The 13,777-nt window shown below is 72.2% G+C and carries 8 protein-coding genes and 1 pseudogene; 5 read left to right on the top strand and 4 right to left on the bottom strand.

Annotated elements, in window-relative coordinates; all coding sequences use genetic code 11:
• Positions 1–42: 42 nt before the first annotated feature.
• The 3 genes from ACWDBE_RS03895 to ACWDBE_RS03885 form a co-directional block, all read right to left on the bottom strand.
• Positions 43–969, bottom strand: a complete 927-nt coding sequence (locus tag ACWDBE_RS03895; protein ID WP_449807139.1) for a carbohydrate ABC transporter permease — start codon at positions 967–969, stop codon at positions 43–45.
• A gap of 3 nt (positions 970–972) precedes the next feature.
• Positions 973–1,845 (bottom strand): carbohydrate ABC transporter permease, encoded by an 873-nt coding sequence (locus ACWDBE_RS03890; protein WP_392879736.1) that lies wholly within the window; start codon positions 1,843–1,845, stop codon positions 973–975.
• 211 nt (positions 1,846–2,056) lie between these two features.
• Positions 2,057–3,346 (bottom strand): ABC transporter substrate-binding protein, encoded by a 1,290-nt coding sequence (locus ACWDBE_RS03885; RefSeq protein ID WP_449787697.1) that lies wholly within the window; start codon positions 3,344–3,346, stop codon positions 2,057–2,059.
• 212 nt (positions 3,347–3,558) lie between these two features.
• Here ACWDBE_RS03885 and ACWDBE_RS03880 point away from each other — a divergent pair, with 212 nt between their 5' ends.
• The 5 genes and pseudogenes from ACWDBE_RS03880 to ACWDBE_RS03860 all read left to right on the top strand — a co-directional run bounded on the left by ACWDBE_RS03880 (position 3,559) and on the right by ACWDBE_RS03860 (position 13,302).
• Entirely contained in the window at positions 3,559–4,668 is a 1,110-nt protein-coding gene (locus ACWDBE_RS03880) for a LacI family DNA-binding transcriptional regulator (RefSeq protein ID WP_449787696.1), read from the top strand.
• A gap of 303 nt (positions 4,669–4,971) precedes the next feature.
• Positions 4,972–7,416 (top strand): endo-beta-N-acetylglucosaminidase, encoded by a 2,445-nt coding sequence (locus tag ACWDBE_RS03875; RefSeq protein WP_449807138.1) that lies wholly within the window; start codon positions 4,972–4,974, stop codon positions 7,414–7,416.
• Positions 7,417–7,441: 25 nt separating this feature from the next.
• Entirely contained in the window at positions 7,442–11,665 is a 4,224-nt protein-coding gene (locus tag ACWDBE_RS03870; RefSeq protein WP_449807137.1) for a glycoside hydrolase family 38 N-terminal domain-containing protein, read from the top strand.
• A pseudogene (locus tag ACWDBE_RS03865) lies at positions 11,662–11,769 on the top strand (DUF7158 domain-containing protein); the annotation flags it as partial. The gene ACWDBE_RS03870 and the pseudogene ACWDBE_RS03865, both read left to right, overlap by 4 nt.
• A gap of 531 nt (positions 11,770–12,300) precedes the next feature.
• The gene (locus tag ACWDBE_RS03860) at positions 12,301–13,302 is read left to right on the top strand and encodes an alcohol dehydrogenase catalytic domain-containing protein (RefSeq protein WP_449787770.1); all 1,002 of its coding nucleotides are present in this window, start codon (positions 12,301–12,303) and stop codon (positions 13,300–13,302) included.
• Between the two features lie 257 nt (positions 13,303–13,559).
• Here ACWDBE_RS03860 and ACWDBE_RS03855 read toward each other — a convergent pair whose 3' ends face one another.
• Positions 13,560–13,769: a hypothetical protein gene (locus tag ACWDBE_RS03855; RefSeq protein WP_449787693.1), complete on the bottom strand. Its 210-nt coding sequence runs from the start codon at positions 13,767–13,769 to the stop codon at positions 13,560–13,562.
• Positions 13,770–13,777: the final 8 nt, after the last annotated feature.

Raw genomic sequence — 13,777 nt, 5'->3', positions numbered from 1 at the left:
GAGTTTGGGGCGTACGGACGGTGGACTGTCCCCGGACGGGCTCTATCCCTTGACGGCCCCCTCCTCGACGCCCTTGAAGAAGAAGCGCTGGCAGACGCCGAACACCACGACGATCGGCAGGAAGGCGATCATGGTGCCGGCCGCGATCAGCCGCGGATTGGCGGAGAAGGTGCCGTTGAGGTACTGCAGCCCGACGGTGAGGGTGTACTTCTGCGGGTCGTTGAGCACGATCAGCGGCCACAGGAAGTCGTCCCAGGCGCCGATGAAGGTGAAGATCACGATCACGCTGAGCATGCCGCGCACGTTCGGCAGACCGATGTGCCACAGCCGCTGCCAGACGTCGGCGCCGTCCACCAGCGCGGCCTGGTCCAGCTCGGCCGGGACGGCGGCGAACGCGGTGCGCATCAGCAGCACGTTGAGCATCGCGATCGAGCCTGGCAGGGCGACGCCGAGCAGGCTGTCGGCCAGGCCGAGGCTGCGCACCAGCACGTACTGGGAGACGATGGTGACCTCGCCGGGCAGGATCAGGGTGGCGAGGAAGAGGCCGAGGACGAGCTTGGCGCCGCGGAAGCGCAGCCGGGCGAGCGCGTAGCCGGCCAGCGTGCAGCCGACCACGTTGCCGGCGATGCAGACCGCGGCGACGATCACCGAGTTGAGCGCGTAGGTCCACACCGGGACGACCTCGGCGACCTTGCCGTAGTTGCCCAGGGTGGGCTGGTCGGGCAGGAAGCTCGGGGTGCGGGTGTAGACGTCCTCGGCGGGGCCCTTGAGGGACGTGGACAGCTGCCACAGGAAGGGGCCGATGACCAGCAGCAGGACCAGGGCCAGGAGCAGGTAGCGGGCGGCGGTCACGGCGCTGGAGGGGGTGTTGAAGCCCCGGGCGGGCTTGGCGTTCCCGGCGTTGTCGGCGTTCCCGGCGGTCCCCGAGGGCTTCGCGGGGGTCTCGTTCGACGTGCGGACGGTGGTCACGGGTCAGGCCGCCTTCCGGTTCAGCCGCATCAGGAACAGCATCGGGCCGAGGGTGACGACGAACAGCAGCAGGCTGAGCGCCGAGGCGTAGCCCAGGTGGCCGTTGAAGCCTCGGCTGTACATCTGGATCAGCATCACCACCGACATGTCCCGCCCGCCGGGCCCGCCCTGGCCGTTGGAGAGCACGTACAGCTCGGAGAACACGCGCAGCGAGCTCACCGAGATCAGCGCGGAGACCAGGACCATGGTCGGGCGCACCCCGGGCAGGGTGACGTGCCAGAACCGGTGCAGCGGGCCCGCGCCGTCCACGGCCGCCGCCTCGTGCAGCTCACGCGGGACGTTGGCGAGGGCGGAGAGGTAGATGACCATGTAGTAGCCGAGACCCTTCCAGACGGTGAGGGCGATCGCGCTGAACAGCAGCAGCCAGCGGTCGGTCAGGAACGGGACCGGGGAGTCGGCGAGCCCGGTCTGCCGCAGCAGGCCGTTGACCAGGCCGCGGTCGTCCAGCACCCAGCCCCAGATCAGGGCGACCACGACGGCGGAGGCGATCACCGGGGTGTAGAAGGCGGTGCGGAAGAAGGTGATCCCGGGGATCCTGCGCTGCACGAGCAGGGCGAGCAGCAGCGGCAGGACGGTCAGCAGGGGCAGGCAGACCAGCATGAACACGATGCTGTTCAGCAGGGCGTCGGCGAGCTGCTCGTCGTCCAGCAGCCGGCCGTAGTTCTCCAGGCCGGTGAACTGCCCGCCGCCGATGGGCTTGGCGTCGGTGAAGGAGAGGATCACCGTGTTGACGGCCGGCCAGAGGTTGAAGACGGCCAGCCAGACCATCGCGGGCCCGGCGAGCAGCCAGGGGGTGAACCAACGCCGGTGGGTCATGCCGTCGCCTTCCTGGGGCCTGGGGGTGCTGCGGGTGCCCGCCGGGGAGTTCTGGGGTGGGGAGCGGCGGGTGTGGGGGAGGCCCGCCGCTTGTCGCCGGTTCGGGGGTTGGGGCGCGCCCGGTTCGGGGTGGGGCGCGGCCCGGTAGGGGTTGGGGCGCGGTGAGGTTTCGGTGGTGCTCGGTGGTGCCCGGGGTGGCCGTCCGGTGGGATCAGCCCTTGAGCAGCTTGTTGCACTGCTCGACGGCGGTGTCCAGCGCCTGCTTGGAGCTGGTGTCGCCGCTGATGGCCAGGGCGAACTGCTGCTTGATGACGGTGCCCATCGCGTCGTCCACCTCGACCGGCTGGATCAGCTGGGCCTTGGCGAGCGAGGTGAAGGCGATCACCTTGGCGTCGCCCGCGTTGGTGCCGTCGCTCCTACTGAAGAACGGGTCGTTCGCGGAGGCCTTGGTGGACGGGAAGACGCTGGTCAGGTGGGCGAAGGCGGCCTGGTTCTCGGGGCTGGTGACCCAGCGGGCGAGGGCCACCGCGGCGGCCGGGTTCCTGGTGTTCTTCGGGATGGACAGACCCTGGACGTACAGCGGCGGGGTGGCCATCGCGGGGGAGGGGACGACCTTCGGGGCGAGGGTCGGGTTGTCGGTGGCGAGGCTGGTGATGAAGTTGCCGCCGCCGGTGGTCCAGGCCGCGGTGCCGGAACTGAAGAGCTTGGAGTTGCCGGCGTAGGTGTCGGTGAGCACCCCGTTCGGCATCAGGCCCTCCTTGAAGGCGTCGCGGTACTTGTCGAGCAGCGCGGCGGCCTCGGGGGTGTTGAAGGTGAAGCTCCTGCCGTCGTCGGACATGATCTTCACACCGATGTTGTACAGGTCGCCGATGCCCGGCTTGCGGCTCATCAGATAGGTCTGGCCGCCGGACTTCTCCTTCATCGTCCGGGCCTGGGCGATCAGCTCGTCCAGGTTGGCCGGGGGCTTCTGCGGGTCCAGGCCGTACTTCGTCAGGAGTTCCGAATTCCAGTAGTTCACATCGGTGTTGAGGTACCAGGGGTAGCCGAAGGTGCCCTGGTGGCCGTTGAACCGGTAGGCGTCCACGCCGCCGGGGACGTACTCCTCGGCGAGCTTCGGATCGGCCTTGGCGACGTCCAGCAGGACGTCCTTCTTCGCCAGTGGGAAGGCGAAGTCCGGCGGGAGGTTGACCACGTCGGGCAGGGTGCCGGCGGCGGCCTGGCTGAGCACCTTGTCGGAGTAGCCCTCGCCGGGCTGGTCGAGCCACTCGACCTCGACGCCGGGGTACTTCTTCTTGAAGCCGTCGATCACGCCCTGCATGTAGTCGGTGAACTTCGGCTTGAGCGCCCAGGTCTGGAGCGAGACCTTGCCCTTGACCTCGCCGGTGGCGGCCGCGCTCGCCACCGTGTCGCCGTCCTTGGTGTCGCCGGAGCCGAGTCCGCAGCCGGTGAGGGCGGCGGTGGCGAGCGCGGTCGTGGTCAGTGCCGCCCAGATTCTTCGCATGAGGGTCTCCCGGTCCTGGGGTGGGTGGGGGATCGTGCTGAGCTCGGGGGGTGGTGCCGGTTCTTGCGGGACGTGCCGGATCTCGGCGGTGCCGGAACACGGGGTGCCGGCTCGGGGAGGGGATTCCGCAATCTGACTAACTAAACCGGTCTAGCGATGCCTGGGACTATGCTCCCGCCTAAACTTGGCTGTCAAGAGAGGAGTCGGGTTCTGTGGGCAGACCGACGATCGCCGACATCGCCCGCCAGGCCGGTGTCTCCAAGGGCGCGGTGTCCTTCGCGCTCAACGGCCGCCCGGGCGTCAGCGAGGCGACCAGGGCCCGGATCCTGCGGGTCGCCGAGGAGATGAACTGGCGGCCGCACAGCGCCGCGCGGGCCCTCGGCGGAGCCAGGGCCGACGCCGTCGGCCTGGTGATCGCCCGGCCCGCCCGCACCATCGGCGTCGAGCCGTTCTTCAGCCAACTGCTGTCCGGGCTCCAGGCGGTGCTCTCGGCCGGCTCGGTCGCACTGCACCTGATGGTGGTCGAGGACACCGCCGCCGAGACGGAGGTCTACCGGCGCTGGGCGTCCGAGCACCGGGTGGACGGTTTCATCGTGGTCGACCTCCAGGTCAAGGACCCGCGGCTGCCGGTGCTGGACGAACTCGGGCTGCCCGCCGTGGTGCTGGGCGGGCCCGGCAAGGGCGGGAACCAGCTGCGGATCTGGGCCGACGACCGGGAGGCGATGCTCTCGATCGTCGACTACCTGGCCGCCATCGGGCACCGCCGGATCGCCCACCTCGCCGGGCTGCCGCACTTCCAGCACACCCAGCGGCGGATCCGCGCGCTGCGCGACGCCTCGCGCCGGCTCGGACTGGAGGAGGCGGTGTCGGTGCCCACCGACTTCAGCGACGCCGAGGGCGCGGCCGCCACCCGGACCCTGCTGTCCCGGGCCAGGCGGCCCACCGCGATCGTCTACGACAGCGACGTGATGGCCGTCGCCGGACTCGGCGTGGCGGGGGAGATGGGCGTCGCGGTGCCCGGCGAGCTGTCCATCGTCTCCTTCGACGACTCGGTGCTCGCCCGGATCGTCCACCCTCCGCTGACCGCGCTCAGCCGGGACACCTTCGCGCTCGGCGAGCAGGTCGCACGCAGCCTGCTGGCGGAGCTGGACGAGGCCGGTCCTGGGCGGGACCTGCAGATGCCCACGCCCCGGCTGACCGTACGGGAGTCCACCTCGCCGCCGGGGGGCGCGCCGGCCGGATTCCCGGTGGCTTCCCCTGCGGCTTCCCCCGTGGGCGTGGTCGCTGCGCACATCGTTGACAGCGGTTCTGAACCGGTTTAGCCTCGCAGCGCCGAGCGGGCGCCGCTCGGCGCGCTCCACCCGCGCGCCCACCGCGCTCCGTCCGGCTCCCGCTGCCTGTCTCGCTCCGCGTCCGCTCCCTTCCGCTCCCTTCCGTTTCCGCGCGCCCGGGGAGCCAGCCAGCGGTGCGACTCCGACTCGGTCCCGACCCCGTTCCCAACCGGTCCCCGCTCGGCCCCCACTCCGACCCCACTCGATCCAGCACCGGCCCGCCCGCATGCAGCCGGGCCCCCGTTCGCGACGGCGGGCCCGCCCATCCCCCCTCCGCTCGATCGGAGCCCCCGCATGTCACGACGCCTCCCCCTGCTGCTCGGCGCCGCCCTCGCGGCGGCCACGCTCACCGCGACCCCCGCGGCCTGGGCCGACCCGACACCGGCCGCCGCGCCCGCCGCCACCGCCACGTCGGGCACCCAGCCGTTCGCCTCGTACTGGTACCCCAACAGCATCCTGAACTGGGACCCGGCCACCGACCCGGACGCCCGCTTCAACCGCTCCCGCGTCCCGCTCCAGCCGCGCACCAGCGACCCGGCGCTGCGCGCCAACCCCAACGCCCGCACCGGCGAGGGCCGGATCGCCTCGCTGGTCTCCTTCGGCCCCACCTCCGGCAATCCCTCCCAGGGCTCCGCCGACCCGAACTACTACGCCTTCGGCTACTGGCAGTACGTCGACAAGCTGGTGTTCTGGGGAGGCTCGGCCGGCGAGGGCCTGATCCTCGCCCCCAACCCGACCGTGATCGACGCCGCCCACCGCAACGGCGTCAAGGTGTACGGCACCGTCTTCTTCCCGCCCGGCGCGTACGGCGGCCAACTCCAGTGGGTGCGCGACTTCGTCCAGAAGTTCGGCAGCCGGTACCCCGTCGCCGACAAGCTCGTCCAGGCCGCGCAGTACTACGGCTTCGACGGCTGGTTCATCAACCAGGAGACGGGCGGCGGGGATTCGGCCCTGGCGGGCGAGGTGCGCAACCTGATGCAGTACACCAAGGCCCAGAGCGGCACCGAGTTCATGTGGTACGACGCGATGACCACCTCCGGGTCGGTCAACTGGCAGAACGCCCTCACGTCGGCCAACTCGCCCTTCCTCCAGGAGGGTTCGAAGCGCACCTCGGACTCGATGTTCCTGAACTTCGGCTGGTCGTCGAGCGGCCTGAACTCCTCCCGGGCGCTGGCCCGCCAGCTCGGCCGCAGCGAGTACGAGCTCTACTCCGGCATCGACACCGAGGCCAACGGCTACAACACCGGGGTGAACTGGGCCTCCCTCTTCCCGTCCGGGCAGCCGCACACCACCTCGCTCGGACTCTACCGCCCGGAGTGGACCTGGAAGTCCGCCACCGACCGCGCCGACTTCTACGCCAAGGACGCCCGGTACTGGGTCGGCGCCGCCAACGACCCGTCCAGGATCGACCTCTCGTCGAGCTGGCCCGGCCTGGCCGGCTACGTCGCCGAGTCCTCGCCGATCACCACCAAGCCCTTCGTCACCACCTTCGACACCGGGCAGGGCGACTTCTACAACGCGGCCGGCACCCGGGTCGCCACCGGCGGCTGGAACAACCTCTCGCTCCAGGACGTCCCGCCCACCTACCGCTGGGTGGTCGAGTCGAGCGGTGCCGGACTCACCCCGTCCGTCGACTTCACCGACGCCTACCAGGGCGGATCCGCACTGCGGTTGAGCGGAAAGCTTGACGCCGCCAACACCGTGCGGCTGTACCAGACCAGGCTGCCGGTAGCCGCGGACACCAGGCTCGACCTGGTGGTCAAGACGCCGGTCGCCGGGCCCACCAAGCTCAAGGCGGCCCTCTCCTTCACCGACGCGCCCGGCACCTTCACCATGATCGACGTCGGCGCCGACTCCGGTACCGGCTGGGAGCGGCACACCCTCGACCTCTCCCCGTACGCGGGCCGCACCGTCGCCCAGATCGCCCTGCGGGTCGAGGGCAGCGACCCGGCGTACGACCTCAGGGTCGGCCAAATCGCCCTCTACGACGGCTCGGTGGAGAAACCGGCGGCACCGTCCGGCCTCACCGTCCTCGGCGCGAGCGACGTGACGCCCGGCGCCGTCCAGTCCCTGCGGCTGTCCTGGACGGCGGCGCCCGGCGGCAACGTGCACCACTACGAGGTCTACCGGCGGAACGCGGACGGCAGCCGCACCTTCCTCGGCGCCACACCCAACGACGCGTACTTCGTCGGCCGGCTGGACCGAGCCGGGGGCGAGAACGCCACCACGCTGGACGTCGAGGCGGTCTCCACCACCTACGGACGCTCGGCCGCCACCTCCACCACGGTGAGCTGGAACGGCACCCCGCCGGCCGCCACCAACCTGGCGCTGAACCGCCCGGCCACCGCCTCCGGCCAGTGCAACGCCAACGAGGGCCCGGCCAAGGCCGTCAACGGCAGCGTCGGCGGCGGAACCGGCGACAAGTGGTGCACCCTGACCTCCGCCAAGTGGCTGGAGGTGGACCTCGGTTCGGCGAGGAAGCTGTCGACGTTCGTGGTCAGGCACGCGGCGGCGGGCGGCGAGAGCGCCTCGTACAACACCCGTGACTTCACCATCCAGGTCCGGTCGGGCACGAGCGACCCCTGGACGACCGTCGCCGACGTCACCGGCAACACGGCCGGCACGACGAGCCACCCGGTGAACACCACCGCCCGCTACGTCCGGCTGGTGGTCACCACGCCCACCCAGACCACCGACCCGGCCGCCCGCATCTACGAGTTCGAGGCCTGGGGCGCGTAGCCCCGTTCCGAGGAGGAGGCACCCCGTGCCGGTCACCATCACCGCCGTCGAGAGCACCGACCTGTTCGTCGGCCCCGAGGACGCCCCGCGCCAAGTGCTGCGGGTGAGGCTGGAGGGCCCGGCCGCCCGGATCGACGTCAGCGGCCAGGGCGTCCGCGGCGAGGCGACCGGCACGGGGCTGGTCGACGTCCCGCTGGAGATCGGCGGGGCCTCGCCCGGCGACCGGCTCGCCGTCACCGTCAGCGTCGAGGGTTCGTCCGTCGAGGCCGTGGTGGACGTCGCCGAGCCCGGCTGGACCATGTTCCTGGTCTCGCACTTCCACTACGACCCGGTCTGGTGGAACACCCAGGCCGCCTACACCTCCCCCTGGGAACTGCTCTCCGCCGACGCCACCACCCGGCCGCTGTGGGAACGCAACGGCTTCGCCCTCGTCGACGCCCACCTGGACCTCGCCCTGCGGGACCCGGTGTACAAGTTCGTCCTCGCCGAAGTCGACTACCTGAAGCCGTACTTCGACCAGCACCCAGAACGCCGCGACACCCTGCGGCAGCTGCTGGAACGCGGTCAGGTCGAACTCGTCGGCGGCACCTACAACGAGCCGAACACCAACCTCACCGGCGCCGAGACCACCATCCGCAACCTCGTCCTCGGCATCGGCTACCAGCGCGACATCCTCGGCGGCGACCCGCGAACCGCCTGGCAGCTCGACGTGTTCGGCCACGACCCGCAGTTCCCCGGCCACCTCGCCGCGGCCGGCCTCACCGGCAGCGCCTGGGCGCGCGGCCCGTTCCACCAGTGGGGCCCGATCCAGAAGAACTTCCGCGCGGCCAAGGACGACGCCCGGGTGATGCAGTTCCCCAGCGAGTTCGAGTGGATCGCCCCCGGCGGCGAGGGCGTGCTCACCCACTACATGCCGCACCACTACTCGGCCGGCTGGTGGATGGACTCCTCGCCCGACCTGGCCACCGCCGAACAGGCCGTCTACGAGCTGTACCGCAAGCTCAAGCCGGTCGGGGCGACGAAGAACCTGCTGCTGCCGGTCGGGACGGACTACACTCCGCCGAACAAGTGGGTCACCGAGATCCACCGCTCCTGGGCCGCCAAGTACCTCTGGCCGCGCTTCGTTTGCGCCATCCCGCGAGACTTCCTCGATGCCGTCCGCGCCGAACTCGCCGCCACCGGACGGCGACCCAGCCCGCAGACCCGCGACATGAACCCGGTGTACACCGGCAAGGACGTCTCGTACATCGACACCAAGCAGGCCCAACGCGCCGGCGAGGTCGCGGCCGTGGACGCGGAGAAGCTCGCCGCGCTCGCGTCCGTCCACGGCCTCGGCCGCTACCCGGACGCCGCGCTGGACAAGGTCTGGCGCCAACTCGCCTACGGGGCGCACCACGACGCGATCACCGGCTCCGAGTCCGACCAGGTGTACCTGGACCTGCTCGGCGGCTGGCGGGAGGCGTACGACCTGGCGTCCGGCGTACGGGACGCGGCACTGGACGCGCTCACGGCGCGGATCTCCACGGTGGGCGTCGGCTCCGCCGGGGGCGCAGGTTCCGCCGGGGGCGTCGGTTCCGCCGTGGTGGTGACCAACACGCTCTCCTTCGACCGGACCGACCTCGTGACGGTCGAACTGCCCGACGACGTACGGTCGGTGCGGGTGCTGGACGACAGGGGTGAGCCGGTGCCCAGCGCCGTCGACCGGGGGACGCTGCGCTTCCTGGCCACCGACGTGCCCGCACTCGGCTGGCGCACCTGGCGGCTGGTGGAGGGCGTCGCGGAGCAGCCGTGGACGGCGGCCGCAGGCGTGACCATCGGGAACGACCGGTACCGCGCCACCGCCGACCCGGCGCGCGGCGGCGGCCTCACGTCGGTCCATGACCTCCTGCACCAGCGGGAGTTGATCCAGGACGGCCGGATCGGCAACGAGCTGCGGGTGTACGAGGAGTACCCGCAGCACCCCGACTTCGGCGAGGGCCCCTGGCACCTGGTGCCCAGCGGACCGGTGGTCGGCTCCGGGGAAGCACGGGCGTCGGTGCGCCGGGAGACCGGGCCGCTCGGCGAGCGCCTGGTGATCGAGGGCACGGTCGACTCCGTGCGGTACGAGCAGACCGTCACGCTCTGGCGCGGCCTCGACCGGGTCGACTGCCGCACCCGGGTGGTCGACCACTCCGGCGCCGACCGGCTGCTGCGACTGCGCTTCCCGGTGGACGTCCCCGGCGGGCTGCCCGTCAGCGAGGTCGCCGGCGCCGTCGTCGGGCGCGGCTTCGCGATGCCGGACGTGGACTCGGCGGAGGCGCCCTGGACGCTGGACAACCCGGCCAACACCTGGTTCGGGCTCGGCGCCACCGCGCGCGTGGACCTGATCGACGCGACGGGCGCGGCGGCCGGCTCGCGCGCCCTCGGGGTGGCGGAGGTCGTCGTCCCCACCCTGGACGACGCGGCCGACGCCCGTCCGCTGGTGGTCGCGCTCGCCCGGGTCGGGGTCACCGCCACCACCTCGGCGGCGGACTGGGCGCGCTACGGTTGGCTGGACGTGGACTCCAACCTGCCGGACTTCCGGATCGTGGTCGGCCCGCCTGAAGTCAACCCGTTGGCGCGGGAGTTGCTTTCGCTGGCGGGAGAGGAGTGCGCCGCCGCCCTGAAGGCGCACGGCGCGGTGTGGGTGCCGGCCCTCAGGCCGCTCGCCGAGGTCTGGGGCCCGGACGCCGACCTGCGCGACCTGCGGGCGCTGCCGGCACTCGTCGTCTCCGACGCCGCGGCGCTGGCGGAGGACCTGGCCGACGCCCGGATCACCGCCGTCTGCCCGTCGAGGGTTCCCGTCTCGGAGCAACTCGCGGACCACACCGTGGCGTTGCTGAGCTTCGGCCTGCCCGGCTTCGCGGTCGACACCACCGGAGCGCTGCACCTGTCGCTGATGCGCTCCTGCACCGGCTGGCCCTCCGGCGTCTGGATCGACCCGCCCCGGCGCACCCTGCCCGACGGTGCCTCCTTCCAACTCCAGCACTGGACACATGAGTTCAGCTACGCACTGGTGGGGGGAGGCGGCGACTGGCGGGACCAGGTGCTGCCCGCCCAGGGCCAGGAGTTCAACCACCCGCTGTACGCCCGGATCGTCCCGGCGCAGGAGGGGCCGCTGCCGGCCACCCTGTCCTGGCTGCGGGTCGAGCCGCAGCGGGAGGTGCTGCTGGGGGCGCTCAAGCCTTCGGGCAACCCGATCGCGCAGGGTTCGGCGGCCGAGGTCGGTCCAGACCTCACCGTCCGCCTGGTCGAGTCGACCGGCCTCGGACGGTCGGCGCGACTCGGCGGCGCGCTCGGGCTGGGCGACGTCCGGGCCGCCGACCTGCTGGAACGGCCGCTGCCCAGCGGTGGCCCCGCCCTCGACCTCGCCGGATCGCAGATCGCCACCCTGCTCGCGACCCCGGCCGTCGCCGCTCCGGCGGGTGAAGCGGACCTCGGCCCGGTGGCGGAGGCCGCCCAACCCGTACACGCCCGCTACTGGCTCCACAACCGGGGCCCGGCGCCGCTCGGCTACCTACCGGTGTCCGTCGGCGCCTCGCCCGGACTGCTGCGGACGGCGGGGGAGCCGGTGACGCTGTCGGTCGTCCTCTCCTCCCAGCTGCGGGACGCGGCGGTCGAGGGTACGGCCGCGGTGCTGCCCCCCGAAGGCTGGACGACCAGCCTCGGCAGCCGCCCGTACCGGCTCGAACCCGGAGGGCACCTGCGCTTCCCGGTCACCCTCACCCCGCCCGCCGGGGCCGAACCGGGGCCGTACTTCGCGGCCGTCCGGATCGAGCACGACGGCCAGCAGATCGAGGACGTGGTGACGATCGCGGTCGGCGACCTTCCCGATCTTCTCCCTGCCCCCGGCGAAACCCCCGAGGACTGGACGATCGCCCAGGGCACCAAGGCCACCACCGGCCGCGCCACCGGCCTGGACGTCGCGGTGTCGCACGAAACCCTGCGGGTCGTCCCCGGAGGCCGGGCCGTCCTCGCTCTGACCCTCACCAACCGCGCCCGCGGCGAGATCCGGGGCGAGCTGCAACTCGTCTCCCCGTGGGGTACGTGGCACACCATCGCCGAGCCCGTCCGCGGCTTCACCGTCGCAGCCGGCTCGACCACGACCGTCGAGTTCGATGTCACCGTCCCCGAATCCACCGACCACGGCTCGTACTGGGCGCTCGCCAAGGTCATGTGGTTCGGCCGCTGCCAGTACTCCCCGACGGTCGCCCTGGTGGTGGAGGCATGACCACGCTCGGCCTCCTCGACGGACGTCCCCTTTCCCGGGCGGCCCTCGATCACCGCCTCGCCGCCCTCCGAAGCGGCCCACGAGCCACCGCCCTGCCGCAGCCCGGCAGTTCGGAGGATCGCCAACTCACCCGCTGGGTCGCCCAGGTGCTCCTGACCGAGGCCCTCTGCGAGGCGGTGGCCGCCGAACGCAACCTGCCCGTCGTCTCCGACGGCCCTGACCACCTCGACCACCAAGCCGCCGTCGAACTCGGCTCCATCACAGCGGCCGCCTACGAGGGCAATGCAGCCGTCCGCGCCGTCTACGAGGCGGTGACCGCCGACGTCGAGCCCTCACCCACCGACAACACCCACTACCGCACCATGACCATCCGCCCAGCGGCCGAGCACTGGCACCTCGCCCTCCCCGACGGCGAGCTGGAGGCCGCTCGACGCGTCCACGGTCCCGACCAGCGGTGCGCGGACAAACGGTGGTGGACGTACGAAGCTGGTGGGACCGGCGGGTGCGCGTGGCGCCCCGCCTCGCCCCCGTACAGAAGGGTCTCCAGCATGGCTGCCTCCTCGCACTCCTCGTCCCCTTCCTCGCCGTCCTCCTCCTCGCCCTCCTCCTCCGGTTCCGACGGCCCGCGGCGCGCCGTGCGGGTCGCCGCCCCGGGCGCGGTGCCCGAGCTGTCCGAGGTGCCGGTCCGCGAGCCGGGGCCAGGGGCGGTGCGGATCGCCGTCGAGGCCTGCGGCGTCTGCCACTCCGACCTCCTGATCGCCGGTGGCGCCCTGCCCGGCACGACCTTCCCGGTCACCCCCGGCCACGAGATCGCCGGCCGCATCGAGGCGCTCGGGGAAGGGGTGGAGGGCTGGAAGGTCGGCGACCGGGTGGCCGTCGGCTGGTACGGCGGCAGCTGTGGACACTGCGAGGCCTGTCGCTCGGGCGACGGCATCCACTGCCCCGAGCTGCAGGTCCCCGGCGCGGCCTACCCCGGCGGCTACGCCGACAGCGTCATCGCCCCGGCCATGGCGCTGGCCGCGATCCCCGACGAGCTGAGCGCGGCCGAGGCCGCCCCGCTGGCCTGCGCGGGGGTCACCGTCTTCAACGCCCTGCGCCGCTCCGGCGCCCGGGCCGGCGACACCGTCGCCGTGCTGGGCCTGGGCGGACTGGGCCATCTGGGTGTCCAGTTCGCCCGAGCGATGGGCTTCCGCACCGTGGCCATCGCCCGCGGCGCGGAGAAGGAGCCGCTGGCCCACCAGCTCGGCGCCGAGCACTACATCGACAGCACCGTCGGTGACGTCGCCCTGGCGCTGCGGGCACTCGGCGGTGCGAAGGTGGTCCTGTCCACCGTCACCAACGCCGACGCCGTGTCCGCCGCCGTCGACGGGCTCGGCCGGCGCGGCGAGCTCATCGTCGTGGGCGTCTCGACCGACGGCATCTCGGTCAGCCCGCTGCAACTGATCACCGGCGACCGCAAGGTCTACGGCCACTCCTCGGGCACCGCCGTCGACACCGAGGACACACTGCGCTTCGCGGCCCTCAGCGGCGTGCGGGCGTGGATCGAGGAAGTGCCGCTGGAGGAGGCCGCCGCCGCGGTGGACAAGATGACCAGCGGACGGGCCCGCTTCCGCATGGTCCTCACCACCGGGCGCTGAGCGTTGGGCCCGGGTGAGGCTGGTTCGGCTCTCCAGCGCCGCCCCCGCCCTCGGCCTGTGGCTCAGCGAACGCGGCGGCCGCGCCCGGGGCCGCTGCGCCGCCCCGGGCTGCGAGCGCTTCTTCATCGCCACCGGCCGCCGCACCCCGCGAACTCGGGACCGGAACCCGCGCACCCGGGCGATCATCCGCGTACGGCACGAAGGAGCCCCGCCAGATCTCCTGGCGGGGCTCCTCGGTCAGCCGTTCACGAATTGCATCAGTTCACCGGCGAGATCTCCGACCACAGCGGCGCCAGGCCGAGGGCCGCCATGTAGTCGTCGAAGCTCCCGAAGTGCTCCTTGGTGACCTGTTCTCCGGCTCGCCAGAGGGCTTCGCACTCCTCGCAGAGCCGGATGACTTCGCTCTGCCCACGGGCCACGTATTCCCGTACCCAGCCCTGGTCGCACCTGGGGCACCAGTCAGCCATTCCTGAAC

It is taken from the genome of Kitasatospora sp. NPDC001132, from assembly GCF_053598415.1.
The sequence above is the reverse complement of the archived record's forward strand: the minus strand, read 5'-3'. Positions and strand labels throughout refer to the sequence as shown.

Excerpts from the sequence above, each read along its gene's own strand:
- ACWDBE_RS03890 (WP_392879736.1), bottom strand. The coding sequence starts at position 1,845 with ATGACCCACCGGCGTTGGTTCACCCCCTGGCTGCTCGCCGGGCCCGCG.
- ACWDBE_RS03885 (WP_449787697.1), bottom strand. The coding sequence starts at position 3,346 with ATGCGAAGAATCTGGGCGGCACTGACCACGACCGCGCTCGCCACCGCC.
- ACWDBE_RS03875 (WP_449807138.1), top strand. The coding sequence starts at position 4,972 with ATGTCACGACGCCTCCCCCTGCTGCTCGGCGCCGCCCTCGCGGCGGCC.
- ACWDBE_RS03855 (WP_449787693.1), bottom strand. The coding sequence starts at position 13,769 with ATGGCTGACTGGTGCCCCAGGTGCGACCAGGGCTGGGTACGGGAATAC.